Source organism: Polaromonas sp. P1_A2 (genome assembly GCF_056406895.1).
Genome location: NZ_JBFTZI010000001.1, coordinates 545205 through 570213 on the forward strand (window position 1 = coordinate 545205; position 25009 = coordinate 570213).

General features: G+C 64.8%; 25 protein-coding genes and 1 tRNA gene. 11 read left to right on the forward strand and 15 right to left on the reverse strand.

Annotated elements, in window-relative coordinates:
- Window positions 1-181: 181 nt before the first annotated feature.
- The 7 genes from AC1D09_RS02585 to AC1D09_RS02615 form a co-directional block, all read right to left on the reverse strand.
- Window positions 182-1567: a sigma 54-interacting transcriptional regulator gene (locus tag AC1D09_RS02585; protein ID WP_477661403.1), complete on the reverse strand. Its 1386-nt coding sequence runs from the start codon at window positions 1565-1567 to the stop codon at window positions 182-184.
- On the reverse strand, window positions 1564-2241 hold the full coding sequence (locus tag AC1D09_RS02590) for a hypothetical protein (protein ID WP_477661402.1): 678 nt from the start codon (window positions 2239-2241) through the stop codon (window positions 1564-1566). The genes AC1D09_RS02585 and AC1D09_RS02590 overlap by 4 nt, the downstream gene beginning before the upstream one ends.
- Window positions 2225-3646 (reverse strand): sensor histidine kinase, encoded by a 1422-nt coding sequence (locus AC1D09_RS02595; RefSeq protein WP_477661470.1) that lies wholly within the window; start codon window positions 3644-3646, stop codon window positions 2225-2227. Before AC1D09_RS02595 ends, AC1D09_RS02590 begins: the two co-directional genes overlap by 17 nt.
- Window positions 3647-3675: 29 nt before the next feature.
- Complete coding sequence (miaB, locus tag AC1D09_RS02600) at window positions 3676-5019, reverse strand: tRNA (N6-isopentenyl adenosine(37)-C2)-methylthiotransferase MiaB (protein ID WP_477661401.1); 1344 nt, start codon at window positions 5017-5019, stop codon at window positions 3676-3678.
- A gap of 108 nt (window positions 5020-5127) precedes the next feature.
- A complete protein-coding gene (locus AC1D09_RS02605) occupies window positions 5128-5616 on the reverse strand; it encodes a hypothetical protein (RefSeq protein ID WP_477661400.1) in 489 nt (162 codons plus the stop codon).
- Between the two features lie 139 nt (window positions 5617-5755).
- A tRNA-Met gene (locus AC1D09_RS02610) sits at window positions 5756-5832 on the reverse strand.
- 139 nt (window positions 5833-5971) lie between these two features.
- Window positions 5972-6760 (reverse strand): enoyl-CoA hydratase, encoded by a 789-nt coding sequence (locus AC1D09_RS02615; protein ID WP_477661399.1) that lies wholly within the window; start codon window positions 6758-6760, stop codon window positions 5972-5974.
- Between the two features lie 111 nt (window positions 6761-6871).
- Between AC1D09_RS02615 and AC1D09_RS02620 the strand changes: the two genes are divergently transcribed.
- Window positions 6872-7684, forward strand: a complete 813-nt coding sequence (locus AC1D09_RS02620) for an enoyl-CoA hydratase-related protein (protein WP_477661398.1) — start codon at window positions 6872-6874, stop codon at window positions 7682-7684.
- A gap of 1 nt (window position 7685) precedes the next feature.
- Here the strand turns inward: AC1D09_RS02620 and AC1D09_RS02625 are convergent, their stop codons facing one another.
- Genes AC1D09_RS02625 through AC1D09_RS02635 form a run of 3 tightly spaced genes read right to left on the reverse strand, consistent with a single transcriptional unit; the run spans window position 7686 to window position 11434 of the window.
- On the reverse strand, window positions 7686-9500 hold the full coding sequence (locus tag AC1D09_RS02625; RefSeq protein WP_477661469.1) for a M61 family metallopeptidase: 1815 nt from the start codon (window positions 9498-9500) through the stop codon (window positions 7686-7688).
- 38 nt (window positions 9501-9538) lie between these two features.
- The gene (locus tag AC1D09_RS02630) at window positions 9539-10258 is read right to left on the reverse strand and encodes a DsbC family protein (protein ID WP_477661397.1); all 720 of its coding nucleotides are present in this window, start codon (window positions 10256-10258) and stop codon (window positions 9539-9541) included.
- A gap of 57 nt (window positions 10259-10315) precedes the next feature.
- The gene (locus AC1D09_RS02635; protein ID WP_477661396.1) at window positions 10316-11434 is read right to left on the reverse strand and encodes an FAD-dependent monooxygenase; all 1119 of its coding nucleotides are present in this window, start codon (window positions 11432-11434) and stop codon (window positions 10316-10318) included.
- Between the two features lie 123 nt (window positions 11435-11557).
- Between AC1D09_RS02635 and AC1D09_RS02640 the strand changes: the two genes are divergently transcribed.
- Window positions 11558-12442 carry an MOSC domain-containing protein gene (locus AC1D09_RS02640; protein ID WP_477661468.1) on the forward strand — a complete coding sequence of 295 codons (885 nt, stop codon included), beginning with the start codon at window positions 11558-11560 and terminating at the stop codon, window positions 12440-12442.
- On the opposite strand, the gene AC1D09_RS02645 is transcribed toward AC1D09_RS02640, so the two are convergent.
- On the reverse strand, window positions 12427-14355 hold the full coding sequence (locus AC1D09_RS02645) for a sensor domain-containing diguanylate cyclase (RefSeq protein WP_477700918.1): 1929 nt from the start codon (window positions 14353-14355) through the stop codon (window positions 12427-12429). The genes AC1D09_RS02640 and AC1D09_RS02645 overlap by 16 nt on opposite strands.
- Between AC1D09_RS02645 and ychF the strand changes: the two genes are divergently transcribed.
- From ychF to AC1D09_RS02660, 3 genes are all read left to right on the forward strand, one after another.
- Entirely contained in the window at window positions 14354-15445 is a 1092-nt protein-coding gene (gene ychF / locus AC1D09_RS02650) for a redox-regulated ATPase YchF (protein ID WP_074576293.1), read from the forward strand. The genes AC1D09_RS02645 and ychF overlap by 2 nt on opposite strands.
- Window positions 15446-15630: 185 nt before the next feature.
- Window positions 15631-15987 (forward strand): RidA family protein, encoded by a 357-nt coding sequence (locus AC1D09_RS02655; RefSeq protein ID WP_074576817.1) that lies wholly within the window; start codon window positions 15631-15633, stop codon window positions 15985-15987.
- Window positions 15988-16019: 32 nt separating this feature from the next.
- Complete coding sequence (locus AC1D09_RS02660) at window positions 16020-16757, forward strand: rRNA pseudouridine synthase (RefSeq protein ID WP_477661394.1); 738 nt, start codon at window positions 16020-16022, stop codon at window positions 16755-16757.
- Window position 16758: 1 nt separating this feature from the next.
- Here AC1D09_RS02660 and AC1D09_RS02665 read toward each other — a convergent pair whose 3' ends face one another.
- A complete protein-coding gene (locus AC1D09_RS02665) occupies window positions 16759-17241 on the reverse strand; it encodes a YqaA family protein (protein ID WP_477661393.1) in 483 nt (160 codons plus the stop codon).
- A 142-nt stretch (window positions 17242-17383) separates the two neighbouring features.
- Between AC1D09_RS02665 and dusB the strand changes: the two genes are divergently transcribed.
- The 3 genes from dusB (at window position 17384) to purH (ending at window position 20350) form a co-directional block, all read left to right on the forward strand.
- Window positions 17384-18472: a tRNA dihydrouridine synthase DusB gene (gene dusB, locus AC1D09_RS02670; RefSeq protein WP_477661392.1), complete on the forward strand. Its 1089-nt coding sequence runs from the start codon at window positions 17384-17386 to the stop codon at window positions 18470-18472.
- The gene (locus tag AC1D09_RS02675; RefSeq protein WP_007864972.1) at window positions 18469-18705 is read left to right on the forward strand and encodes a Fis family transcriptional regulator; all 237 of its coding nucleotides are present in this window, start codon (window positions 18469-18471) and stop codon (window positions 18703-18705) included. The genes dusB and AC1D09_RS02675 overlap by 4 nt, the downstream gene beginning before the upstream one ends.
- A 61-nt stretch (window positions 18706-18766) precedes the next feature.
- Entirely contained in the window at window positions 18767-20350 is a 1584-nt protein-coding gene (gene purH, locus AC1D09_RS02680; protein ID WP_477661391.1) for a bifunctional phosphoribosylaminoimidazolecarboxamide formyltransferase/IMP cyclohydrolase, read from the forward strand.
- Between the two features lie 33 nt (window positions 20351-20383).
- Here the strand turns inward: purH and AC1D09_RS02685 are convergent, their stop codons facing one another.
- The 3 genes from AC1D09_RS02685 to thiD are packed head-to-tail and all read right to left on the reverse strand — an operon-like array spanning window position 20384 to window position 23909.
- Complete coding sequence (locus AC1D09_RS02685) at window positions 20384-21586, reverse strand: hypothetical protein (protein ID WP_477661390.1); 1203 nt, start codon at window positions 21584-21586, stop codon at window positions 20384-20386.
- A gap of 39 nt (window positions 21587-21625) precedes the next feature.
- Window positions 21626-22957 (reverse strand): glutamate-1-semialdehyde 2,1-aminomutase, encoded by a 1332-nt coding sequence (gene hemL / locus AC1D09_RS02690; protein WP_477661389.1) that lies wholly within the window; start codon window positions 22955-22957, stop codon window positions 21626-21628.
- On the reverse strand, window positions 22938-23909 hold the full coding sequence (gene thiD / locus AC1D09_RS02695) for a bifunctional hydroxymethylpyrimidine kinase/phosphomethylpyrimidine kinase (RefSeq protein ID WP_074576306.1): 972 nt from the start codon (window positions 23907-23909) through the stop codon (window positions 22938-22940). Before thiD ends, hemL begins: the two co-directional genes overlap by 20 nt.
- Window positions 23910-23991: 82 nt before the next feature.
- Here thiD and AC1D09_RS02700 point away from each other — a divergent pair, with 82 nt between their 5' ends.
- The 3 genes from AC1D09_RS02700 (at window position 23992) to AC1D09_RS02710 (ending at window position 25005) form a co-directional block, all read left to right on the forward strand.
- Window positions 23992-24165, forward strand: a complete 174-nt coding sequence (locus AC1D09_RS02700; RefSeq protein ID WP_074576308.1) for a rubredoxin — start codon at window positions 23992-23994, stop codon at window positions 24163-24165.
- Between the two features lie 76 nt (window positions 24166-24241).
- A complete protein-coding gene (locus tag AC1D09_RS02705) occupies window positions 24242-24640 on the forward strand; it encodes a response regulator (RefSeq protein WP_007864980.1) in 399 nt (132 codons plus the stop codon).
- Window positions 24640-25005, forward strand: a complete 366-nt coding sequence (locus AC1D09_RS02710; RefSeq protein ID WP_007864987.1) for a response regulator transcription factor — start codon at window positions 24640-24642, stop codon at window positions 25003-25005. Before AC1D09_RS02705 ends, AC1D09_RS02710 begins: the two co-directional genes overlap by 1 nt.
- The last annotated feature ends 4 nt before the right edge of the window (window positions 25006-25009 follow it).

Genomic DNA, 25009 nt, shown 5'->3' on the forward strand with positions numbered 1-25009 from the left:
ATCAACAGCTTGAGTGTGATACCTCATTTAACAAGATGTAATCCGACTCAAAAGCGCCCGGAATCGCCATTTTTGTCGCCAGTGAGCGACAACTTCCGGAGGTGGTTCGGTTAACTTGTTTTAAATCAAGGGCTTACGGGTGTCGCTGCCCAGCGACGGCGCGCAGCGAGCTGCGACAGGCTCAGCTTGCCGGGCCGGAATTCTCGGCCTTGAAGTGGCCCGGCGTGAGGCCGTGTTTTTGCATCAGCCGGTAAAACTCGGTGCGGTTGCGGTCCGCCAATCGGGCCGCGTCCGCCACGTTGCCGTCGGTCAGCTTGAGCAGGCCTACCAGGTAGTCGCGCTCGAAACGCTGCCTGGCTTCGGCAAACGTGAGCACCTGCACGCTGGGTGAGCGCAGGGCCCGCTGCACCAGCGCCAGCGGCACCAGCGGCGTGGTCGACAGCGCGCAGACCTGCTCCACCACGTTGTAGAGCTGCCGCACATTGCCCGGCCAGGCGGCCGTGCTCAGTGCCTTGAGGGCTTCGGGTGCGAAGCCGCTCAGGCGCTTGTCGTATTTGGCGGCCAGCTTGAGCAGGAAGTGGTTGGCCAGCAGGGGAATGTCCTCGCGGCGCTCCGACAGCGGCGGCAGGGTCAGCGTGACGACGTTGAGCCGGTAATAGAGATCGGCGCGAAACTGGCCCTCGGCCATGGCGGCGTCCAGGTCGCGGTGGGTGGCCGAGATGATGCGCACGTCCACCGGAATCGACTGGCTGGAGCCCAGCGGCCGCACCACGCGTTCCTGCAGCACGCGCAGCAGCTTGATCTGCAGGGCAGGCGGCATGTCACCGATTTCGTCAAGCAGCAAGGTGCCGCCGTCCGCCGCCTGGAACAGGCCCTTGTGGTTGGCCACCGCGTCGGTGAAGGCGCCCTTGACGTGGCCGAAGAGCTCGGATTCGAGCAGGGCTTCGGGGATGGCGCCGCAGTTCACCGCGACAAAGGGCTTGCTGGCGCGCGGGCCGGCCTGGTGGATGGCCTGGGCCAGCAGTTCCTTGCCGGTGCCGCTCTCGCCGCGCAGCAGCACGCTGGCGTCAGACTGCGCCACCATGCGCGCCTCGGCCAGGGCCTCGGCCATGCGGCTGGAGCGGCTGATGATCTGGCTCTGCCAGGCTTCGGGGCTGCCGCGTTTGGCCGGGCTGGCGGGGGCGCTCAAGGCCAGCGCCTGGGCGATCTTGTCGAGCAGGCCCTTGCCGTCAAAGGGCTTGGTGAGGTAGGTGAACACGCCGCGCTCGGTGGCCTCCACCGCGTCGGGAATCGTGCCGTGCGCGGTCAGCAGGATCACCGGCAGCGACGGATGCTGCCGGCGGATTTCGTCGAACAGCGCCAGGCCGTCCTTGCCGGGCAGGCGCACGTCGCTGAGCACCAGTTGCGGCCGCTCGATGTGGAGCTGGGTCAGGGCCGCTTCGGCCGAGGTGGCGGCCGTGACGCGGTAGCCCGCCGCGGTGAGCCGCATGGTGAGCAGGCGCAGCATGTCCGCATCGTCGTCCACGACGAGCAGGTGGGGCGAAATGGCGCTGCCGATGTCGTTCATGGCGTAGCGGGGCGAGGCTTGCCGGCGGCGGGCGCCGAGGCCGGCGCCGCGGGCGGGCGGCTGGTGAGGCTGCGTTCAATCGCCTTGAGCGCTTCCAGCCGTTCGTTGGTCTGGTCCAGCCGGCGCTGCACGTCGCGCAGTTGCTGGTTCTGCTTTTCCAGCTGTTCCTCGAGCCGGCGCTGCTCGCTGTAGCGCGACGCCAGCAGGCGGGCCAGCGGGTGCAGCGCCTGGGCGTCGGCATTGCCGAGCACGCGCGCAAGCAGTTCCTGGGCGCGTATCAGCTCAGGCAGCTGGCGCAGCTGGCTCAGCACCAGCGAGAGCTGCAGCTGGGCTTCGGGGCTGGCGGCGTCGCCAAGCCGGCTGGCTTCCTGGCCGAGTTCGGCCGGCGGCATGACGCGCACGCGTTCGGCGTAGGCCAGCATGCGCAGCGTCATGCCGCTGGCAAACACCACCGCTTCGGGAAGCGGCGTGCTTTGGCCGGCGCCGGCGCGCGCGGTGTCGGCGGCGGAGGCCGCGGCCCGGGTGGGCTGGACGGCCGCGGTGTCGGCGCCGCGCTCAGGGGCGCGGCCGCCGCTGCCGCACGCGGCGAGTAAGGCCGATGCCATCAGGGCCGGCAGCCAGCCGGGGAGGCGGGCGGCCAGCGCGGAAGGGGAGAAATCACTGCTTGGAAACATGGGGAAGCTCTATTCTGAAGTGTGCACCAGGCTGGTCCGGCATCAGGGTGATGCTTCCGCCGTGTGCGGCAATGTATTCATGCACGATTGAGAGGCCGATACCGCTGCCGCGGACCACGTCGGCCGGCTGGCGTTCACCGCGGTAAAAGGGCTCGAAAATCCGTTCCCGGTCGGCCATCGCCACGCCCACGCCCTGGTCGTGTACGTCGATGCGCACAAAACCCCGCATCGCGCTCAGCTCCAGCCGGATCATGCCTTTGGCCGGCGAGTAGCGGATGGCGTTGGACAGCAGGTTGGCCAGCGCGGTGCCGATTTTTTCGGCGTCTATTTCCATCACCAGCGGCTCGCCCACGACGGTGACCGTCAGCTCGCGCGCGCGCCACTGCAGGCGCTGGGCATAGACCTGTTCTTCCGTGAGCTGCAGCAGGTCCACGCTTTGCCGGTGCAGCTGGCGCGCTTCGAAGGCCGCGGTGTTAAAGCGCAGCAGGTCCTCGATCTGGCTTTGCAGGACGCCTGTGTTGTGCTTCAGGATTTGCGCGATCTCGCGCTGGTCGTTGCTCAGCGCGCCGGCCACGCCGTCTTCCAGCAGCGATACGCCTTCGCGCAGCGAGGCCAGCGGCGTCTTGAGCTCGTGCGAGATGTGGCGCAGAAAGCGCGACTTGTCGGCGTCCAGCTCGACCAGCCGCAGGCGCAGCCAGTTCAGCCGCTGCCCGACCAGCGCCAGGTCGGCCGGGCCCTGGATGGCGATCACCTGGCCGAGCCGGTTTTCGCCCAGGCCCACGATGGCGTTTTCCAGGCGGCGCAGCGGCAGCGTGAACCACACACCGAAAGCCAGGGCCATGGCGACCGCCAGCACGATGGCCCAGGTCACCTGCTGCGTCAGGCGCTGCCGGCTGGCCTCCAGCTTGCCTTCCAGTGATTTGTTGCGCTGCTGGATGGCTTGCTGCACCTGCACCGCGATGGCGGCGTTGATGCCCTCCAGTTCACGGAACTCCTGCGCCAGCTGGCGCTCGCGGTCCAGCGCGGTGTCGGACGGGCCGGTCAGCAGGCCGGCAATCGTCTGCAGGTGGGCGCGCCATTGCCGGGCCCTGACGGCGGGGATGTCCTCGCGCGCCAGCACCGCCAGGATGTCGCCGGCTTCCTTCAGTTCTTCGGCAAAACGCTCCCTGAGCACCCGGTCGTCGAGCACCACCGACTGCCGCGAAGTGCGCTCCATGGAGACGCTGCGCTCGCTGAGCGATTGCGCGGCGCGGCTGAGGTCCAGCGCCCGGGCGGCATTGTCGCGGCTTTGCAGCGAAAGCTCTTCCAGGGTGAACAGCGCCCGCAGCGAGGCGGCGCCCAGCAGCGCGGCAATCAGCAGGAAAGCGATGACCAGCAGTTGCCGGAACGAAAATCGCTGCAGCATGCGCGTCGGGTAGTGGAGCAAGGACGGCTTCAGGCCGCCACGGGGACGTCCCGCGTCAGGACTTCGCCGCGCAGCGAACGCTGCGTGGCCTGGGTGATGGTGATGTCGACCATCTGGCCGATCAGCCGCGGCTGGCCCTTGAAGTTGACCACGCGGTTGCATTCCGTGCGGCCCATCAGTTCGGTCGGGTCCTTGCGTGAGGCGCCTTCGACCAGAATGCGCTGCACCGTGCCCTGGCGGCTGGCGCTGATGGCGCGCACGCTGTCGTCGAGGGTGGCCTGCAGGTGCTGCAGCCGCCGCAGCTTGACCTCGTGCGGCGTGTCGTCGTGCAGCGCGGCGGCGGGCGTGCCGGGGCGCGGGCTGTAGATGAAGCTGAAGGAGGTGTCGTAGCCGATCTCGTCGATCAGCTTCATGAGCTTGTTGAAGTCGTCCTCGGTTTCGCCGGGAAAGCCGACGATGAAGTCGCTGCTCATGGCCAGGTCGGGGCGGATGGCGCGCAGCTTGCGCACCGTGCTCTTGTATTCCATGGCGGTGTAGCCGCGCTTCATCGCCATCAGGATGCGGTCGGAGCCGTGCTGCACCGGCAGGTGCAGGTGGTTCACCAGCTTGGGCAGCCTGGCGTAGGCGTCGATCAGGCTTTGCGTGAACTCGTTGGGATGGCTGGTCACGTAGCGGATGCGCTCGATTCCCGGGATGTCGGACACGTATTCAAGCAGCGTCGCGAAATCGGCGATCTCGGCGGTGCCGCCCATGGGACCTCGGTAGGCGTTGACGTTTTGCCCGAGCAGGGTGACTTCCTTGACGCCCTGGTCGGCCAGGCCGGCGACCTCCACCAGCACGTCCTCAAAAGGCCGCGACACCTCTTCGCCGCGGGTGTAGGGCACCACGCAGTAGCTGCAGTATTTGGAGCAGCCTTCCATGATGCTCACAAAGGCGCTGGCGCCCTCGACGCGCGCCGGCGGCAGGTGGTCGAATTTTTCGATCTCGGGGAAGCTGATGTCGACCTGCGGCTTGCCCAAGCGGGCCCGGCTGGCCAGCATTTGCGGCAGGCGGTGCAGGGTTTGCGGGCCGAAGACCACGTCGACGTAGGGCGCGCGCTGGATGATGGCCGCGCCTTCCTGGCTGGCCACGCAACCACCCACACCGATCAGCACGCCTTTTTCCTTCAGGTGCTTGACGCGGCCCAGGTCGCTGAAGACCTTTTCCTGCGCCTTTTCGCGCACCGAACAGGTGTTGAACAAAATCAGGTCGGCCTGCTCCATGTCCTGCGTGGGCTCGTAGCCCTCGGCCGCGTGCAGCACGTCGGACATCTTGTCCGAGTCGTACTCGTTCATCTGGCAACCAAAGGTTTTGATAAAGACTTTTTTACTCATGATCTGCTGGCGCTGGGCCGTAGGATTCGCCGTTAAAGGGGGAGGGGGCCCGGGCCCCGTGAAGAAGGGGGAAATGCCGTGGAAACGGCGAATGCCCGGGCGGGGAACTCAGCGCTTGTAGGCGGGCAGCTGGTCGTACGGCGTCTTGCCGTTGTCCGCCGGCGCCTTGCTGGCGCTGTCGGTCGTGAAGTTGAACAGCGTGGCGGTGCCGCCCGGCCGCTTTTCCTTGGCCTCTTCCGCGTTGAGGATCCAGACTTCATGCACCAGGCCGGTGTTGTCGCGCACATAGTTCACCAGCAAGGGCTTGTTCAGCAAGGGCGCGGACAGCGTGAAGTGGTTGTTGGTGTCGCGTATGCGCGCGCCCACCGAGAGCCGTTCCCGCTTGCCGTCGATGGAAATCACCGGTGGCGCCAGCACCACCATTTCGCCGCGTACGGCCTTGGCGGGGAACTGCCTGACGTTGGGTTTGACGGCTTCGGTGGAAGACGTGGCCTGGACGGCCTGGGGGCTCTGGTCGGTTTGGGCCAGGGCGGGCAGGGCGGCAGAGACGGCCAGTGCCAGGAGGAAGGGAGTCGGACGGAAGTTGCAGCGGTTCATGGTATGTGTCCAGAGGCTGTTGAATATCAAAAGGATAGCAAAGAACGGCCGAAGCGCGCCACAAAAGACCCGCAAAGGCCAAGAACACAAAGAACAAAGCCCCAGGGGAGGGGACCCTCTGGGGCTTTGAAAGTATTCTTGGTGGTCGTAGGTGGACTTGAACCACCGACATCAGCATTATGAATGCTGCGCTCTAACCAACTGAGCTATACGACCGACAGCCTCATATTATAGCCAAAACTGAGGGTATAAATCCACCCCCGTCCAAGCTCACTGCGTGTAGCTTGTTCCCCCCTCGAGGGGGCGGCGCCTGCGGTCTGGCAAAGCCAGTCCCGCGGCCCCTACTGGTTGGTGCTCACTTGTGTTTAAAAACCGGCTTGCGCTTGTTCACAAAGGCGTCCATGCCTTCTTTCTGGTCTTCGGTCGAAAACAGCGCGTGGAACAGGCGGCGCTCGAACATCACGCCGTCGCTGAGGCCGCTTTCAAAGGCGCGGTTGACGGCCTCCTTGGCGGCCATGAGGCTGGTCTGGCCGAAGCCGCAGATCATGAGGGCGGCGCCCAGGGCCTCGTCCATCAGCTTGTCCAGCGGCACCACGCGGCTCACCAGGCCCGAACGCTCGGCCTCCTGGGCGTCCATCATGCGGCCGGTCAGGGCCAGGTCCATGGCCTTGGACTTGCCCACCGCGCGCGGCAGGCGCTGCGTGCCGCCGGCGCCCGGGATGATGCCCAGCTTGATCTCGGGCTGGCCGAAGCGCGCGTTGTCGGCGGCGATGATGAAGTCGCACATCATGGCCAGCTCGCAGCCGCCGCCCAGGGCGAAGCCGCTGACGGCCGCGATCACCGGCTTGCGCACGCTGCGGATCTGCTCCCAGTTGCGGCTGATGTAGTCCTTGTTGTAGACGTCGGCAAAGGTGTAAGTGGCCATGGCGCCTATGTCGGCGCCGGCCGCAAAAGCCTTTTCGCTGCCGGTCAGGATGATGCAGCCTATGCCCTCGTCGGCGTCAAAGCCCTTGAGCGCCTGGCCCAGTTCGTCCATCAGCTGGTCGTTCAGGGCGTTGAGCTGCTTGGGCCGGTTCAGCGTGACGATGGCGACCTTGCGGCCGTCCGGGCCTTCGGTGCGGGTTTCAATGGTTTCGTAGGTCATGAAAGAGGTCCTTTGCCGGGAATACGGAAAAATGCTGGGGCAATGATGCCATGAGCCGGGACCCTGCCCGCCCCGCCGCGGGTGCTAGATTCGAGGCAGGAGAGCCCCGCCATGACCGATATCGCTTCCACCGCCGACCCCGTTGTTCTGTATGCCACGCAAGGCGCCGTGGCCGTCGTCACGCTGAACCGCCCGCAGGCGCTCAACAGTTTTACGCGGCAAATGCACCGCGAGCTCTGGGCCGCGCTGGACCGGGCCGAGGCCGACACGCAAGTGCGCGCGCTGGTGGTCACCGGTGCCGGCCGCGGCTTTTGCGCGGGCGCCGACCTGTCGGAATTTGATTTCGCGCCCGGCCCCAGCCTGGTCGAACGCGCCGACCCGGGCCCGCTGATCGACCAGGCCTTCAACCCCACGGCGCGCCGGCTGCTGGGGCTGCGCGTGCCCACGGTGGCGGCCGTGAACGGCGTGGCCGCGGGGGCGGGCGCTTCGCTGGCCATGACTTGCGACATGGCGGTGGCCGCCCCCGGCGCCAGCTTTATCCAGGCTTTCAGCAAGATAGGCCTGGTGCCCGATGCGGGCAGCAGCTGGCTGCTAGCGCAAAAGCTGGGGCTGGCCCGGGCCATGGGCCTGGCGCTCACGGGCGATAAGCTGCCGGCGGCGCAGGCCAAGGAATGGGGGCTGGTCTGGGAAGTGGCGGACGACGCGCTGGCCGCCGCCACGGCCCTGGCGCAGCGGCTGGCCGCGCTGCCGACGCGGGCCCTGGTGGCAACCCGGCAGCTGATGCGCGAGGGCCTTACGCGCACCCTGCACCAGCAGCTGGATGCGGAGCGCGACATGCAGTCGGCCCTGGGCCGCACACACGATTATTTTGAGGGCGTGGCCGCTTTCCTGGAAAAGCGGCCCGCGGTTTTCAAAGGCGAATAGATCAGGCCTTGGGCCCCAGCCACTGGTCCATCAGCGCCGCGTCCTGCACCGCCAGGCGCCAGGTGGTCAGCGCCGGCGGCATGGCCAGCTCCAGCCGCATCAGGCGCTTGTCGCGCGACACCAGGGCAATGACTTTTTTGGCGTCGCCGGCGTAGTGCGTGAGGTCGTCGAGCCGGCTCATGCGCCAGCCGCCGTCCATGCCCCGCGCCGCGGCCTTGGTGGCGGGTTCCAGCCCCAGCCATTCATCGCCGGCCGCAAAGCCGGCCCGCTCAGCCGCACCGCCGCGCAGCACCGTCTTGACCTGCACCACACCCTGGCTTTCGCCCACGCGCAGGCCCAGCCGGTGGGCCAGCTGTGCGGGCTCTTCCAGCACCGCTACGCCGTGCTGCTGCAGCAGCGCCTTGAGCGGCAGCTCGTCGCGCCCGTGGACCCAGCGGGCGAGTTCCGCCGCGTACGGCCTGTGCCCGGCCGCCGCGAGTTCTTCCGCGAAATCGGCCTCGCGCATGGGGCCGGCCCCGCAGCGCAGCCAGAGGGCGCGCATCACGTCGTCCAGCGTGCCGGCCTTGGCGCGCCGGTGTTCCCTGGCCTCGGCGCGCAGCGTGAGGTCAAAGCACAGCGCCACCAATGAGCCCTTGGTGTAGTAGCTCACCGTGGCGTTGGGCGTGTTTTCATCCTGCCGGTAGTACTTCACCCAGGCGTCGAAGCTGGCCTCGGCCACCGACTGCACCAGCCGGCCCGGGGTCTGCATGACCTGGTTGATGGTCTTGTTGAGCAGCTTCAAGTAGCCGGCGTTGTCCAGCAGGCCTGCGCGGCGCAGGAAGAGGTCGTCGTAGTAGCTGGTGAAGCCCTCGAAAAACCACAGCATCCGGGTGTAGTTTTCCCCGGTGTAGTCGTAGCTTTCAAATTCCGCGGGACGCAGGCGCTTGACGTTCCAGGTGTGGAAGTACTCGTGGCTGATCAGGCCGCGCAGCGTGGTGTAGCCCTCGGTGCTGCGCGCCTCGCCCACACGCGGCAGGTCCTGGCGCTTGCAGATCAGCGCGGTGGAGTTGCGGTGCTCCAGTCCGCCGTAGCCGTCGTCGACGGCATTGAGCATGAACAGGTAATGGCGGAAGGGCGCTTTTTTGGCGCCATGCCAGAAGCGGATTTCGGTTTCGCAGATTTTCTGCGTGTCGGCCAGCAACCTGGCGCCGTCGAAACTCGCCGTGGCGCCCGCCACCACCACGCGGTGCGGCACGCCGCGCGCCGTGAAGCTGCCGCTCCAGAAGGCACCCATTTCCACCGGGCAATCGACCAGCTCGTCGTAGTCGGCCGCCGCATAGCTGCCAAAGCCCTGTTTGTTGGTGTCGCGCGGCGCCAGGCCGGTGGCCAGCGACCAGCCTTTGAGTGACTTGGGCGCCGGGACCTCCAGCAGGTGTTCGGCCTTTTCCCGGCCCTGCACCCTCAGGCACAGGCTGGTGCCGTTGAAAAAACCGCGGTTCGCATCCAGCCAGGCGGTGCGCACCGAGTTGTCGTTGGCATACACCTCGTAGCGCAGCACCAGCGGCTTGGCGGGCGAGCATTGAACTTGCCAGCTGCATTTGTCGAGCTGCTCCACCGGTAGCGGCGTGTTGCCGGCCTGCCGGGCCTCGAGTTTTTGCAGATTTTTGGAGAATTCCCGCACCAGGTAGCTGCCGGGAATCCAGACGGGCAAGGAAACCCGCTGCAGTGCATCGGGCTGGGCGATGGTGAGGGTGACGCGAAAGAGATGGGCGTGAAGGTCGCCGATTTCGACGCGGTAGTGAACGGGGGGGCGGGTATTTCGTGTGGGGCCTGGCATCTTGTGCACAGAATACCCCAGGTCCGGGCCCGCCGGTCTTAGCGGGTCTTGGCGGCGGCCAGTTGCTGCTCGACCTGCTGCGCGTTGATGGCGCCGGGGACGCGCGAACCGTCCTCAAAAAACAGCGTGGGCGTGCCGGTGATTTTGTGTTTCCTGCCCAGGGCCAGGTTGCGCTCCAGCACGGAGGTGTCGCAGCTGCCCTTGGCGACCGGCTGGTCGCGCACCATCAGGTCAACCCAGGCCTTGCCCTGGTCCTTGGCGCACCAGACGTTTTTGGCCTTGTCGGTGGAGTCCGGGCTCAGGATGGGAAAAAGAAACATGTAAACGGTGACGTCGTTGACCTTTTGCAGGTCGCGCTCGAAACGTTTGCAATAACCGCAGTTGGGGTCTTCAAACACCGCCAGCTTGCGCTTGCCGTTGCCGCGCACGATGGTGAAGGCATCCTTGATGGGCAGGGCGGCAAAGTCGATGGCGCTGAGTTTTTCCACGCGCTCTTCGGTCAGGTTGCGTTTGGCCCGCACGTCGATGAGGTTGCCCTGGATCAGGAAGTTGCCCTCGGCGTCGGTGTAAAAAATATCGCTGTCGTTGATCCGGACTTCGTAGAGGCCGTTGATGGGCGTCTTGCTGATTTCATCGATCTTGGCGAAGGCGGGCATTCTTTCCGCCAGGTTTTTGCGGATCGCGGCTTCCTGCGCCAATGCGGAGCCCAAGCCGCAGGCCAGCAGGCCCAGGACGGTGATGGTTTTCAGAATTCTCATGGTCATTCCCGGTGTGTCGGCATTTTTCGGCCGGCCTGTTTCACAAAATTCAATAACTCACAAACCCGCAGCCTGCCGCGTCAGCCAGTTTTTCAGGAAACCGCTGCGTTCAAAGCCCTTCATACCCCAATTGCGCAAAGCCTGCCAGCGCCCGTCGGTCTGCGCAAAAAGCCCGTGCAAACCATCGGTCACCGCGCCCATGGCCGCGACGTCGGCCTTGCGGGCCCTTTCATAGCGGCGCAGCAGTTTTTCGTCACCCAGCCCGCGCCAGTACTCACGCTGCGCCAGCACACCGGCCAGGCAGGCCGCGTCGGCCAGGCCCAGGTTCAGGCCCTGGCCCGCCAGCGGGTGCACCGTGTGCGCCGCATCGCCGGCCAGCGCCCAGCCCGGACCTACCCAATGCCCTGCACTTGACAGCGACAGCGGCCAGCTGGCCCGCTCGCTGGTCAGCCGAAGCTTGCCAGCTTCCTGGCCGCACACGGCCTCCAGGGCCTTGCAGAATTCTTCAGGCGACAGTTTTTCCAGCGCGCCGGCGCGCTCCACAGGGACTGACCACACCAGCGCCGCCAAGTTCCCCTGGTCGCCGGATAAGGGCAGCAAAGCCAGGATATCGCCGCCGGCGAACCACTGGCGTGCCACGCCGCCGTGGGGGATGTCCAGCTCCAGCCGGGCGGCAATGGCTTTTTGCGGATAGGGTTTGACCGTCCAGTTGACCGGCCGCAGCCGGCCGAATTCGTCGCGGCTGGCGCTTTTCTGGCCTTCGCAGATGACCTGCAGCGCGGCTTTGGCCGGTTCGGCCACGGTTTCAATCTGCGGCTGGTAGCGCACCGCCTGCACCAGTTGCTGCTCCAGCGCCGGGACGTCCACAATCCAGGCCAGCGCGTCCTGGCCCACGCTGCGCGCGGTGAAATCGAGCTTGCCGCCGTCGTCGCCCCAGACCTGCATTTCCAGCACCGGCGTGGCAAAGGCTGCCTCGGGCCAGGCGCGCAAGGCTTCCAGCACGCCGCGCGAGGCGCTGTTCAGGGCGTAGGCGCGTACATCGGCGGGCTGCGCTCCCGCGGCTTTTTCAGGACGGGCGACCAGCGCAACGCGCAAACGCTCACGCGCCAGCAGCAGGGCCAGCGTGCGGCCTACCACGCCGTCGCCGCGGATACAGACATCAAAAGTCTTGGACATGCCCCATTTTAGAAGGCAGGGCAAAATCGGCGTTCCGGGCCAGCCCTTTTCCCTCCTTTCCCGCATTCACAAGGATTTGACGACGTGAGCCACGCATTGAACGACACACCGGCAAGCCCCGCCATGGCCGATGCCGCTTTTGACCTGAACGCGGTGATCTCGCGCCTCTATGTGTATCCGGTCAAATCCTGCGCCGGTGTCCAGGTGCAGGAGGCCTTGCTGACCGAGACCGGGCTGGAATTCGACCGCGCCTGGATGGTGGTGGACGACAAAGGGCATTTCCTCACGCAGCGCGAACTGCCGCGCATGGCGCTGATCAAGCCGCAGCTCAGGTACCACGACATGGTGCTGCGCGCGCCCGGCATGCTGGCCCTGCATATCGCCCTGGACCAGGTCGAGGAGCCGGTGCGCGTGACGGTCTGGAAGGACGAGGTCCAGGCCTACGACATGGGCCCCATCGCCGCCCAGTGGTTCAGCGACTTCCTGGGCCGCACGGCGCGCCTGGTGCGTTTCGATCCCGAACACAAGCGGGTCTGCAACACCGAGTGGACCGGCGGCCTGGAGGCGCTCAACCAGTTCAGCGACGGCTATTCGCTGCTGGTGCTCAGCGAGGCCTCGCTCGCGCAGTTCAATGAAAAGCTTGTTGCCGCGGGTGCGGCCGCCGTGGGCATGGAGCGCTTTCGTCCCAACATCGTGCTGGGCGACGCGGCCGGCGACCAAGGCCTGGCGCCGCATGACGAGGACCGCGTCGACCTGCTGCAGATCGCGACGGAGCAGGGCCCGGCGCAGCTCAAGCCCGTCAAGCCCTGCCCGCGCTGCCCGATTCCCAATATCGACCCGGCCACGGCGACCAGCAGCCCCGAGGTGGGCGACATGCTGCAGACCTACCGGCAGGACCCGCGCGTCAACGGCGCGCTGACCTTCGGCATGAACGCCATTGTGCTGGCCGGCATTGACCACCAGCTCAAGGTGGGCCAGGCCGTGGGCGCCAGCTACCGGTTTGAGTGACTTTTGACCGCCCGCAGCGGCGCATGGGCTGCGTGGGCTGCATGGGGCGTGTCGGGGGCTGCTGCGGGCGCTTGCGGCCCGGAATCGGCGCCGTCAAAGCCTGAGTCGGTCGCCAGCGGCATGGGATGTGTCGATTCCGGCTCCAGAAACCGGATGGGCCGGCGGGTACGCGCGGCCATGCTGTGCAGCAGGTCGGCCAGGGCCGCGGAAATTTCTTCATGGCTGCCCAGGCGCTCGCTAAAGAGCACGCCAGCGACATGGAACTGCAGCACCACCTCCGGTTTCAGGCCCTTGAGCGGCATCAGGCCGGCGGCGATCAGGCGAGCCGCCAGGTCGGTGACGGGCGCGCGCGATGAAACGCCTTCGAGGATCAGGCCGAAGCGGGCTTCGTCGATGCGCCCCACCGTGTTGACGTCGCGCAGGATGCGGCGCAACTTGATGACGCTGCGCAGCAGGCTCTGCTCGGCCACGGCCGTGCCCCAGGTCTTCTTGATGTAGCGGTAGTTGACCAGTTCGATGTAGACCACCGCGGCCGGCTCCTTGTGGCGCTGTGCCCGGCCCACCACCTGCTTGAAGCGGTCGTGGAAAAGGTGGGCGGCCAGCAGGCCGGTGAGCGCGTCCTGGCTGGACATGGCCTGCTCGCGCGCTTCCACCGCGTGGCGTTCGCGCGAACGCATGTTCAGCGCCACCAGCAGCAGGGGCACTTCAATCGCCAGCGCCGCCATCAAGCCGTATTGGGACAGCCACGACACCGAAAACAGCCCGAGGATGCTGGTGACGGTCATGAGCGTCACCAGCCCCAGCGGGACAAAGGCCGCCAGCACCCAGAAGCCGACGACGTCCTGGCGCCGCCACGTCATGAAGGCGCGGCTGATCCCCATGACCACCACCGCCACCAGGTAGGCGCTGATGAGGCGTACGCCCAGCCCGCGCTCCAGAACGAGATAGACCAGGGCCAGCGGCACGCCGGCCGCGCCGGTCCAGTAGGCCAGGCGCTCAAACCACCTGTGGCGCGAACCCGCGCCGCACAGGTGATGCACCACCAGCAGCGCCGAGCCGCCGCCCAGGATGGCCAGGCAGCCCTGTGCCATGTTGTTCCAGGCGCTGAAGTTGCTCCACAGCAAATGGCCGGCCACACCGGTCCAGGCCGCCACCACCAGCGCCATGATGGATGCGTAAACGGCATACCAGCCGTAGGCCTTGTCGCGGTAGACCCAGCTTTGGACGACGCAGGCGACGATCAGCAGTACCAGCGCGCCGAATACCACGCCTATGGCCAGGTATTCCAGCTGCAGCCGCTGCGCCAGGCTGCTGCGCGTGCTGACCTGGACCGGGATGCTGACTTCCGTCTGGTGCTGTATGCGCACGTAGACGTCGTACACGCCGTCGTTCGGCAGGTTGAGCTCGAACTGCCCGTAGCGGCCGGGCTCGGGCCAGCTGGAGACCGCCAGGGTGTCGCCGGCGGCCTGGGAAGTCCAGCCGCCCGTTGCGCTCGCACGCTGGTATACGGTCGCCAGGTCCAGCAAGGGCAGGGGAAAGGCCAGCAGCCAGTCCTGGTGCGAGCCGGAAGACCGGGCAAAGCGGTAATGCAGCCACAGCGCCGCCTGTGGGCCCAGCGAATGAATGGTGTCCGCGGCCGGCGGCACGAAGGCCGCGCCCGCCTTGCCCCCGCCGGCGACTTGTTCAATGCTGGCCTGGCCGCTGGCATCTATCCACATGAGGCCGCTGGTGCGCGCGTCCATGACCGGGTTCGCGTCGTTCAGGGCCATGACCGGCTGGGCCTGCGCCGGCCCGGCCTGCAGCAGCAAAGACCCGCCCAGCAAAAGGGTGGCGAAGGCCTGCCGTAAAACACCCCAACCCTGGCCGAACGCGCATCGAATACACTTCTCAGCCTGTTTTTGAAGGTTTCTCATGAGTTTGAAGTGCGGCATTGTAGGCTTGCCTAACGTCGGAAAATCCACCCTTTTCAACGCGTTGACCAAAGCGGGGATCGCGGCCGAGAACTACCCTTTTTGCACCATAGAGCCGAATGTCGGCATTGTGGAAGTGCCCGATCCGAGGTTGGCCCAATTGGCGGAGATCGTCAAGCCCGAACGCATTGTTCCGGCCATCGTCGAGTTTGTGGACATCGCCGGCCTGGTGGCGGGCGCCAGCACGGGCGAAGGCCTGGGCAACAAATTCCTGGCCCACATCCGGGAAACCGATGCCACCATCAATGTGGTGCGCTGCTTTGAAGACGACAACGTCATCCATGTGGCGGGCAAGGTGGACCCGATCTCCGACATCGAAGTCATCCAGACCGAGTTGTGCCTGGCCGACCTGGCTGCCGTCGAAAAAGCTCTGCAGCGCGTGACCAAGGTCGCGCGCTCGGGCGACAAGGAGTCGGCCAAGCTGGTCGTCATTCTCGAAAAATGCCAGGCCGCTCTCAACGAGGGCAAGCCGGTGCGCACCCTGGACTTCAGCAAGGAAGAGCTGCCGCTGCTCAAGCAGTTCTTCCTGATCACCGCCAAGCCCGCCATGTTTGTGGCCAATGTGGCCGAAGACGGCTTTGACAACAACCCGCTGCTGGACCGCCTGAAAGCCTACGCCGAAGCCCAGAAAGCGCCCGTGGTGGCGATCTGCGCCAAGATGGAGGCCGAAATGGCCGACATGGAAGAGGAAGACAAAAAAATGTTCCTCGCCGAGATCGGCCAGGACGAGCCGGGCCTGAACCGCCTGATCCTGGCGGCCTACAAGCTGCTGGGCCTGCAGACCTACTTCACCGCGGGCGTCAAGGAAGTGCGCGCCTGGACCATCCATGTCGGCGACACCGGCCCGCAGGCGGCCGGCGTGATCCACACCGATTTTGAGAAAGGCTATATCCGCGCCCAGACCATCGCGTTTGCCGACTACATTGCCTACAAGGGTGAGCAGGGCGCCAAGGACGCCGGCAAGATGCGCAGCGAAGGCAAGGAATACGTCGTCAAGGACGGCGACGTGATGAACTTCCTGTTCAGCAGCTGAGCGGCGAGGCTGCCGGCGTGCGCCGGCAGCGCATAAGGCCCCATGGCCGGCGGCGCGATGCAAGTCGCGCCACAATGCACAAGACGGCCCGCGCCAGGGCTGTTTGAAATCGGGCGCCCGGCGGCGCCGTCCCCGGCTTGTTGAACAAGCCGTCCCGTTAAACACTCGCTTTGAAAGAGAACACCATGTCCATCCAACGCATCGAAACCGGCCCCCGCATGTCCCAGGCCGTCATCCACAACAAAACCGTTTACCTCGCGGGCCAGGTGGCCGGTGATGACGCCGGCCCCGGCGTCTACGAACAGACCCGCAGCATCCTCGCCAATATCGACCGCCTGCTGGCGGCCGCCGGCAGCGACAAGTCGCGCCTGCTGAGCGCCACCATCTGGCTGACCGACATGGACAGCTTCGGTGACATGAACCGCGCCTGGGAAGCCTGGGTGGTGCCGGGCGCCACGCCGGCGCGCGCCACGGTCATGAGCCCGCGCCTGGCGGCGGCCAAGTACCACGTGGAAATCGGTGTGGTGGCGGCGCAGGGCTGATTTCCCCTTCACGCCATGACGGCATCGCCGCGATGACAGAACCCGTTCGCCTCGCCAAGCGCCTGGCCGAAATGCTGTCCTGCTCGCGCCGCGAGGCCGAGCAGTACATCGAGGGCGGCTGGGTCAGCGTCGACGGCGTCATCGTTGAGGAGCCGCAGTTCCGCGTGCTCGACCAGCAGATTGTGCTGGCCAAGGACGCCAGCCTGCTGGCGCTGGCACCCGTGACCTTGCTGCTGCACAAACCCGCGGGCTATGAGGCCGGGCAGGACGGCAGTGCGGCCTCCCTGGCTGCCTTGCTATCGCCTGCCACGCAATCACCCGGCGACAGTTCCGGCATCCGTCCGCTCAAAAAACATTTCTCGTCGGTGGAACTGGTGACGCCGCTGGCCACGCCGGCCAGCGGGCTGGTGGTGCTGACGCAGGACTGGCGCGTGACGCGCAAGCTGCGCGAAGACGCCCGTGTGATGGAGCATGAAGTCGTCGTCGATGTCGCCGGCGATATCAAGCCCGGCGGCCTGGAGCGGCTCAACCGCGTGGACCACGGCTTCACCTACAAGGGCGCGCTGCTGCCACCGGCCAAGGTCAGCTGGCAAAGCGAAACCCGCTTGCGTTTTGCCCTCAAGGGCGAAGTGCCGGGGCAGATCGCCTATATGTGCGAAAGCGTGGGCCTCACGGTGCAAGGCATGAAGCGGCTGCGCATAGGCCGTGTGGCGATGAGCCAATTGCAGCCCGGCCAGTGGCGCTATTTGCTTGCGCACGAGCGCTTCTGATTTATCCGGTCACCACGCCCGGAAACGCCCAGATCAGGCTGCCTGTCATTAGCAAGTAGCGCGCGAATTTTCCAACCGCCATGTAAGCCAGGCAAGGCCAGAACGGAAATTTGAGCCAGCCCGCGACCGCGCACAGCGGGTCGCCCACCACCGGCAGCCAGGCCAGCAGGCAGGCCTTCGGCCCCAGCTTCTCCAGCCAGCGTATCGCGCGGCCGTGGTGCGAGGAATGTTGGTACTTGTCCACCACCTTGTGGGCGCCGTAGCCCATCCACCAGTCAAGCGCGCCGCCCAGCGTGTTGCCCGCAGTGGCGACCAGCACCGCCGGCCAGAACATGGCGGGATTGAGTTTGACGAGCCCGAAGACCACGGGCTCCGAACCGAGCGGCAGCAGCGTGGCTGAAATGAAAGACACCACGAAGACCGTGCTCAGGCCGTACTCGGGCAAGGCCAAAATTTCTATCAGGCGGTGAATCCAGGCTTCCATATATGCATTCGAGTATAGGCAGAGCTGAACGCCCCGGCTTGTCGGGAAGACACTTACAAGTCCGCGCGGAAATTTCAATTGCTGAAATTTTGGGCAGGTACAATCGTGCCTCCTTTTTCAGCAAGCCCCAGTCCCTCATCCCATGAACATCGGCCCCTACGCTTTGGCAAACAACCTGTTTGTCGCGCCCATGGCCGGCGTGACGGACCGGCCGTTCCGCCAGCTCAGCAAGAAGCTGGGCGCGGGCTACGCCGTCAGCGAGATGGTGACCTCGCGCAAGGACCTGTGGGACAGCCTGAAGACCTCGCGCCGCGCCAACCATGAAGGCGAGGCCGCTCCCATCGCCGTGCAGATCGCCGGCACCGACGCGCAGATGATGGCTGAAGCTGCCGCCTACAACATAGACCGCGGCGCGCAGATCATCGACATCAACATGGGTTGCCCGGCCAAAAAAGTCTGCAACAAGTGGGCCGGCTCGGCCTTGATGCAGGACGAAACCCTGGCGCTGCAGATCGTGGAGGCCGTGGTCGCCGCATGCGCGCCGCAAGGGGTCCCGGTCACGCTCAAGATGCGCACCGGTTGGTGCCAGGCCGAAAAAAACGCGCTGGCGATTGCCCGCGCCGCCGAGAACGCCGGTGTGCAAATGGTCACCGTGCACGGCCGCACGCGCGAGCAGGGATACAAGGGCGCGGCCGAATACGACACCATTGCCGCCGTGAAGGCCGCGCTGCGCATTCCAGTGGTGGCCAACGGCGACATCAACAGCCCCGAGAAAGCCCGCGACGTGCTGGCCCGCACCGGCGCCGATGCCGTGATGATTGGCCGCGCGGCCCAGGGCCGGCCCTGGATTTTCCGCGAGGTGGCGCATTTCCTGGCCACAGGCACGCATCTTGCGCCGCCTTTGGTGGCCGAAGTGGAGCGCCTGCTGGTCGACCATTTGCGCGACCACTACGATTTGTACGGTGAGTTCACCGGCGTGCGCACCGCGCGCAAGCACATCGGCTGGTACGTGAAGTCCTTGCCCGGCGGCGAGGCCTTTCGCGCGCGCATGAATTTGCTGGAAGACTGCGAGGCCCAGCTGCGCGCGGTCAGTGGTTTTTTTGAGGGCCTGGGCACGCAGATGGACCGTATCCCGGCCGCTACTGCCGGGGCCGGCGAAGATGTTGAAGAGGGCGTGCCAGGGCAGGCACGGGCGAACAAAGATAAAAATCAGGAAGAAGCTGCTGCATGAGCAAGAAACACATCGAAGAGTGCGTACGCACCAGTCTGGAAGGCTATTTCAAGGACCTGCGCGGCACCGAGCCCGACGGCATGTACGACATGATGGTCAAGGTGGTGGAAAAGCCCCTGCTGGAGGTCGTCATGCAGCACGCCGAACAAAACCAGTCGCGCGCCGCCGAATGGCTGGGCCTGAACCGCAACACCCTGCGCAAGAAGCTGGTCGAGCACAAGCTCATCAAATAACAATTCCCGCCGCCCGGACCTTTCCGGGCTTTCGAACCGGCTCCCTTTTGAGAACACCACCATGAACGCACTGATTTCCGTTTCCGACAAAACCGGCATCCTCGAATTCGCGCAGGCGCTGCACGCCCTGGGCATCAAGCTGCTGTCCACAGGCGGCACGGCCAAGCTGCTGGCCGACGCCGGCCTGCCGGTGACCGAAGTCGCCGACCACACCGGCTTTCCGGAAATGCTGGACGGCCGCGTCAAGACCTTGCACCCCAAGATCCACGGCGGCCTGCTGGCCCGGCGCGATGTGCCCGAACACATGGCGGCGCTGGCAACCCACGGCATAGACACCATAGACCTGCTGGTGGTCAACCTCTACCCCTTTGAGTCCACCGTGGCCAAGCCCGGCTGTACGCTGGAAGACGCGATCGAGAACATCGACATCGGCGGCCCGGCCATGGTGCGCTCCGCCGCCAAGAACTGGAAGGACGTCGGCGTGCTGACCGACGCCTCGCAGTATGCGGGCGTGCTCGCCGAACTGAAAGCCGGCGGCAAGCTCAGCGACAAGACCAAGTTCGCCCTCTCGGTGGCCGCCTTCAACCGCATCAGCCAGTACGACGGCGCCATCAGCGACTACCTCTCCGGCATCCAGGCCGACGGCAGCCACGGCATGTTTCCCGGCCAGGCCAACGGCCGCTTCATCAAGGTGCAGGATCTGCGCTACGGTGAAAACTCGCACCAGCAGGCGGCGCTGTACCGCGACCTGTATCCCGCGCCCGGCTCGCTGGTCACGGCCAAACAGCTGCAGGGCAAGGAGCTCTCGTACAACAATATTGCCGACGCCGATGCCGCCTGGGAATGCGTCAAGAGCTTCGACCTCATCAAGGACGGCGCCGCCTGCGTGATCGTCAAGCACGCCAACCCCTGCGGCGTGGCCGTGGGCAAGGACGGCCTGGAGGCCTACAGCAAGGCCTTCAAGACAGACCCGACCTCGGCCTTCGGCGGCATCATCGCCCTCAATTGCCCGCTCGACGAGCGCGCCGCGCAGCAGATCTCCAAACAGTTTGTCGAAGTGCTGATGGCGCCCGCCTTCAGCCCGGAAGCGCTGGAAGTCTTCAAGAGCAAGGTCAATGTGCGCATCCTGCAGATAGACCTGCCGCCCGGCGGCGACACCGCCTGGAAACAGGGCCGCAACCTGATGGACGTCAAGCGCGTGGGCTCGGGCCTGCTGATGCAGACCGCCGACAACCACGAACTGGCCATAGGCGACCTCAAGGTCGTCAGCAAGCTGCAGCCCACGCAGGAACAGCTGCACGACATGCTGTTTGCCTGGAAGGTCGCCAAGTACGTCAAGTCCAACGCCATCGTGTTCTGCGCCGACGGCATGACGTTAGGCGTGGGCGCCGGCCAGATGAGCCGCATCGACTCGGCCCGCATCGCCTCCATCAAAGCCGCCAATGGCGGCCTGACCCTGCAGGGCTCGGCGGTCGCGAGCGACGCCTTTTTCCCCTTCCGCGACGGCCTGGACGTGGTGGTGGACGCCGGCGCGACCTGTGTGATCCAGCCCGGCGGCAGCATGCGGGATGATGAGGTCATTGCCGCCGCCAATGAGCGCGAGGTGGTGATGGTGTTGACTGGAGTCAGGCACTTCCGGCACTGAAATCCTCATTGCTGCGATGCGGCAATGAAGTCGTCAATGCCCGCTGCTCTTGAACCTCTCGCGAGCCCTTGAGAACATGTTTGTCGTGACAGGCAAACAATAGACTCTTGGACCGTGCTTCGACTCGCCGGAGACGAGCCTTGAAATGGTGACGATGGCGTTGATCTCAGGTCCCGGGTCTTTCGGGGGGTAATCGTTCAACAGAGGCACTTGCCATGTGACGGTTTGCCGGGGCAAGAGCCATTTGCGCTGCAGGCAAGGGAACGCGCTTTCCATATCCTTGGCATTGATCGCGCCGCCATTCTTTGCGCGTAGGGCGTCTGTGAACCCAGGCGCCAGCAAGTCCGCGAGGTCGTACGCGCCGATGGAGAGAAAGGGAACCGGGAAAACAGTGGTGTTCCCCACTTTGACTGTGCAGCTTCTTAAATGGTCCGGCGCGAAATGAACCTCCACCGCCATGGCTTTGAGCGGCACGGGCTCCATGATTCGTTGCATTACAAGGGAAGACGCCAGCAAGGCGTTCTTGAACCTTGCCTGCCCGATAAACCAGAACCTGAAAACATAATCACCGTCGTACCGGTTCAATCGCCAACAAAGCCATGTGCCTGACAGGATAAGCGCCCAAACAGGAACGTTTGCTTCCATCCATGCCCGCGCCAGGAGCCCGCCCAGCGCGACCAGGGCAATCAGCGGGCTTGTTAGAAAATCGCGCAGTCTTGCAAGCTTGGGCTTTTGCTTGGCCCACCACGTCGTGGCTTTTTCCCGCCAGTAGAGTTTGGAGTACCGTTGGGGAATGAGGATCCAGCGAGCTTTCTCAAAATTGACGCCGGTTTTTCCGAGATACCAAAATGCGAATGGCTTTTCCTGGTTGTAGGCAACCAGAGCATCTTTGATCAGGCTCTGTATGTCGGAGCGTTTTGCATCAAGCTGTTCCGGAATGGTCAGTGTCGTGATGTCAATTGTCTGTTGGGTTGAATCGGACGCGCGCATGGCACGTGTCACATCGAAGCGGACAATCTGTTTGTCTTGAACAAGCGCAAATGTTCGGCCGTGCCCCATCCCGAATCCCTGGATGTAGTACAGCGCCGCACCGCGCGCTCTGTCAATGAAGCGCTGGTTCAGATAGTCAAGGCATCCCCAGTGCGGATGGCGCTGCAGAAGATCGACTAAACACTGGTGTTCCGCAACCAGCTCCGTGGGCCCACCGGGTGGGCAATTGTCAACTTCAAAAGCCATGAATAGCTTTTTTCTCTTGGCTGACAGCTCTCGCCTTTTTCAGTTCCCGGCAAAGAACTTCGCCGCGGCATCCACCGTGGCGTCGATATCCGCCGCCGTGTGCGCCGAGCTGACGAAACCCGCTTCATACAGCGCGGGCGCGTAATAAACCCCGCTCTCCAGCATCGCATGGAAGAAGCGGTTGAACGACGGCCCATCGGTGGTCATCACCGTGGCGTAGTTCTGCGGCAATTGCCCCATCAGGAAAAAGCCGAACATGCCGCCTTCGCTGTCGCCGCAAAACGGCACGCCGGCCTTGGCGGCCGCTTGGGTGAGGCCGGCGACCAGGGTGCGGGTGCGTTCGCTGAGTGCTTCGTAAAAACCGGGCTTGGCGATTTCGCGCAGGGTTGCCAGGCCGCAGGCAGTGGCGACCGGGTTGCCTGAAAGGGTCCCGGCCTGATAGACCGGGCCCAGAGGAGCCAGTTGCTCCATCACGGCGCGGGTGCCGCCAAAGGCGGCCAGCGGCATGCCGCCGCCTATGACCTTGCCCATGACCGTCATGTCGGGCTTGAAGCCGGGGATGCCGCGGGCGTAGACGCTTTGCGCGCCGCCCAGGGCCACGCGAAAACCGGTCATGACTTCGTCGAACACCAGCAGCGCGCCGTGCTGCGTGCACAGCTCGCGGCAGCGCTTCATGAAAGGCAGGCTGGCGCGCACGAAGTTCATGTTGCCGGCGATGGGTTCAATCATCAGGCAGGCGATGTCCTTGCCGTGCAGGGCAAAGGCTTCTTCAAGCTGGGCCAGGTGGTTGTATTCGAGCACCAGGGTGTGCTGCACCACTTCGGGCGGCACGCCGGCGCTGGTCGGGTTGCCGAAGGTGGCCAGGCCCGAGCCGGCCTTGACCAGCAGGGCGTCGGCATGGCCGTGGTAGCAGCCCTCGAACTTGATGATCTTGCTGCGCCCGGTGGCGCCGCGCGCCAGGCGGATGGCGCTCATGGCGGCTTCCGTGCCCGAGCTGACCAGCCGCACCATTTCGAGCGAAGGCACGAGCCGCACGATTTCTTCGGCCAGCTCGACCTCGCGTTCGGTGGGCGCGCCATAGGAAAAGCCCTCCAGCGCGGCTTTTTGCACGGCCTCGAGCACCGCCGGGTGGCCGTGGCCCAGGATCATGGGACCCCAGGAACCGATGTAGTCGATGTAGCGTTTGCCGTCGGCATCCCAGAAGTAGGCGCCCTGCGCGCGCTGCACGAAGCGCGGCGTGCCGCCCACGGCCTTGAAGGCCCGGACCGGGGAATTGACCCCGCCGGGGATCAGCTTTTTGGCGCGTTCAAAGAGGGCGTCGTTTCGGGAGGCTGCCTGGGGGGTTGCGGGCTTAGTGTTTGGTGGTTCCATTGGGGGGCAGGTCAAGAGAGGGTTTGGACGTCAGCTCGACGTCGTCATTGGCGTCGCCCGCTTCCTCCCCGGATTCGTCGTCTTCGGGGTCAACGTCGGCCTGCGCCCAGAACAGGCGGTCCGGCACGATATTGCCCATGCCGGGGTGAAAACCGGCGTCCAGGCTGTGGTCCAGGAAGGTCAGGGCTTCGGCGGTGGCCGCCTGCAGGTCGTGGCCGTTAGCCAGCAGGGCCGAGAGCGCGGCGGACAGGGTGTCGCCGGCGCCGGCGAACACGGCCTCGAAGCGCTCGAATTTTTCGCTGTAAAGCACCGCCTGCGGCGTGGCCAGCACGTTATCGATGAACTGGTCGGGCATGGGAACGCCGGTGACCAGGGTATAGGGCACGCCGAGGTCGGCGGCGGCTTTGGCGATGTCGCGGGCCGTGGGATTGCGCTCGCCCGGCCAGTCGGGCAGCAGCCAGCGCCACAGGCTGCTGTGGTTGCCGACCAACACCGTGGTTTGCGGCAGCATCAGCTCGCGAAAGGCGTCCAAATAGCTGTCGATTTCGCTTTCTTCCCACCAGGAGAGGTTGGGCATGTAGGCAATCAGCGGCACATCGGCATAATCCGAGGCGATTTCGGCGATGGTGGAGATGTTTTCGGGGCTGCCGACAAAGCCGACCTTGATGGCCGACACCGGCATGTCTTCCAGCGCCGAGCGGGCCTGGTCTGTTACAGCTTCTTCGTCGAAGGCGAAGTGGTCGAAGATTTCGGCCGTATCGCGCACATAGGCGCCTGTTACAACCGCCAGCGCATGCGCGCCGGCCGAGGTGATGGAGGCGATATCCGCCGTCAGCCCGCCGGCTCCGCTGGGGTCGTTGGCATTGAATGTCATGACGCAGGCCGGTGATGCGTCGGTGTCCTCGATTTGGAGCTGTCGGCTGTCCAGTTGAGGTGTTTTGGGGTTTGCCATAGGCTGCGATTTTGCCTTGTACGCGAATAAGCAACGCCGCCTCGATACAATTGTTGCATTCTATTCGAAGGCAACTTAAGCTGTGACTCAATCAACGACGTGGATGTGTTTAATTTGTGGCTGGATTTACGACGAAGCTGCCGGCGCGCCCGAACATGGCATTGCTCCCGGGACGCCATGGGCCCAAGTGCCCATGAACTGGACCTGCCCCGAATGCGGCGCGCGCAAGGAAGACTTTGAAATGGTTCAGATCTAAAAATGTCCGGATACCAGCCTGGACAATCGCAGACCGGCGCCAGCCGCCGGTGCCTGCAACATGAGGAGCATAGGCAGTGAGCATTCCCAGTTCCGGACTGAAGGTTTTGGTCATCGATGACAGCAACACCATCCGGCGTAGCGCCGAGATATTCCTGAAGCAGGGCGGGCATGAAGTGCTGTTGGCCGAAGATGGGTTTGATGCCCTTTCCAAGGTCAACGACTATGAGCCCCACCTGATCTTCTGCGACATCTTGATGCCCCGCCTCGACGGCTATCAAACCTGTGCGATTATCAAGCGCAATGTGAAGTTTTCCAACGTTCCCATTGTGATGCTGTCCTCCAAGGACGGCGTTTTCGACAAGGCGCGCGGTCGCATGGTGGGCTCTCAAGACTACCTGACCAAGCCTTTTACCAAAGATCAGCTGCTGCAGACCGTTCAGGAACTGGGCAGCGCCAAACAAGGAGTAGTGTGATGGCAATCAAGAAAATACTGGTAGTTGACGACTCCAAAACCGAATTGATGTTTCTGACCGATCTGCTGGTCAAGAACGGTTTCACGGTCAAAACTGCTGAAAATGCGGAAGATGCGTTCCGGCGCCTCGCAGAAGACAAACCCGAGCTGATCCTCATGGATGTGGTGATGCCGGGCCAGAACGGCTTCCAGCTCACGCGTGCCATCACGCGCGATCCGCTGTACTCCGATATCCCCATCATGATGTGCACCAGCAAGAACCAGGAAACCGACCGGGTCTGGGGCATGCGCCAGGGCGCCCGCGACTACATCACCAAACCGGTGGATGCGGATGAGCTGATGGCCAAGATCAAGGCCCTCGGCTGATTTA

Excerpts from the sequence above, each read along its gene's own strand:
- AC1D09_RS02585 (WP_477661403.1), bottom strand. The coding sequence starts at position 1,567 with ATGAACGACATCGGCAGCGCCATTTCGCCCCACCTGCTCGTCGTGGAC.
- AC1D09_RS02590 (WP_477661402.1), bottom strand. The coding sequence starts at position 2,241 with ATGTTTCCAAGCAGTGATTTCTCCCCTTCCGCGCTGGCCGCCCGCCTC.
- AC1D09_RS02595 (WP_477661470.1), bottom strand. The coding sequence starts at position 3,646 with ATGCTGCAGCGATTTTCGTTCCGGCAACTGCTGGTCATCGCTTTCCTG.
- miaB (WP_477661401.1), bottom strand. The coding sequence starts at position 5,019 with ATGAGTAAAAAAGTCTTTATCAAAACCTTTGGTTGCCAGATGAACGAG.
- AC1D09_RS02605 (WP_477661400.1), bottom strand. The coding sequence starts at position 5,616 with ATGAACCGCTGCAACTTCCGTCCGACTCCCTTCCTCCTGGCACTGGCC.
- AC1D09_RS02615 (WP_477661399.1), bottom strand. The coding sequence starts at position 6,760 with ATGACCTACGAAACCATTGAAACCCGCACCGAAGGCCCGGACGGCCGC.
- AC1D09_RS02620 (WP_477661398.1), top strand. The coding sequence starts at position 6,872 with ATGACCGATATCGCTTCCACCGCCGACCCCGTTGTTCTGTATGCCACG.
- AC1D09_RS02625 (WP_477661469.1), bottom strand. The coding sequence starts at position 9,500 with ATGCCAGGCCCCACACGAAATACCCGCCCCCCCGTTCACTACCGCGTC.
- AC1D09_RS02630 (WP_477661397.1), bottom strand. The coding sequence starts at position 10,258 with ATGAGAATTCTGAAAACCATCACCGTCCTGGGCCTGCTGGCCTGCGGC.
- AC1D09_RS02635 (WP_477661396.1), bottom strand. The coding sequence starts at position 11,434 with ATGTCCAAGACTTTTGATGTCTGTATCCGCGGCGACGGCGTGGTAGGC.
- AC1D09_RS02640 (WP_477661468.1), top strand. The coding sequence starts at position 11,558 with ATGGCCGATGCCGCTTTTGACCTGAACGCGGTGATCTCGCGCCTCTAT.
- ychF (WP_074576293.1), top strand. The coding sequence starts at position 14,354 with ATGAGTTTGAAGTGCGGCATTGTAGGCTTGCCTAACGTCGGAAAATCC.
- AC1D09_RS02645 (WP_477700918.1), bottom strand. The coding sequence starts at position 14,355 with ATGAGAAACCTTCAAAAACAGGCTGAGAAGTGTATTCGATGCGCGTTC.
- AC1D09_RS02655 (WP_074576817.1), top strand. The coding sequence starts at position 15,631 with ATGTCCATCCAACGCATCGAAACCGGCCCCCGCATGTCCCAGGCCGTC.
- AC1D09_RS02660 (WP_477661394.1), top strand. The coding sequence starts at position 16,020 with ATGACAGAACCCGTTCGCCTCGCCAAGCGCCTGGCCGAAATGCTGTCC.
- AC1D09_RS02665 (WP_477661393.1), bottom strand. The coding sequence starts at position 17,241 with ATGGAAGCCTGGATTCACCGCCTGATAGAAATTTTGGCCTTGCCCGAG.
- dusB (WP_477661392.1), top strand. The coding sequence starts at position 17,384 with ATGAACATCGGCCCCTACGCTTTGGCAAACAACCTGTTTGTCGCGCCC.
- AC1D09_RS02675 (WP_007864972.1), top strand. The coding sequence starts at position 18,469 with ATGAGCAAGAAACACATCGAAGAGTGCGTACGCACCAGTCTGGAAGGC.
- purH (WP_477661391.1), top strand. The coding sequence starts at position 18,767 with ATGAACGCACTGATTTCCGTTTCCGACAAAACCGGCATCCTCGAATTC.
- AC1D09_RS02685 (WP_477661390.1), bottom strand. The coding sequence starts at position 21,586 with ATGGCTTTTGAAGTTGACAATTGCCCACCCGGTGGGCCCACGGAGCTG.
- hemL (WP_477661389.1), bottom strand. The coding sequence starts at position 22,957 with ATGGAACCACCAAACACTAAGCCCGCAACCCCCCAGGCAGCCTCCCGA.
- thiD (WP_074576306.1), bottom strand. The coding sequence starts at position 23,909 with ATGGCAAACCCCAAAACACCTCAACTGGACAGCCGACAGCTCCAAATC.
- AC1D09_RS02710 (WP_007864987.1), top strand. The coding sequence starts at position 24,640 with ATGGCAATCAAGAAAATACTGGTAGTTGACGACTCCAAAACCGAATTG.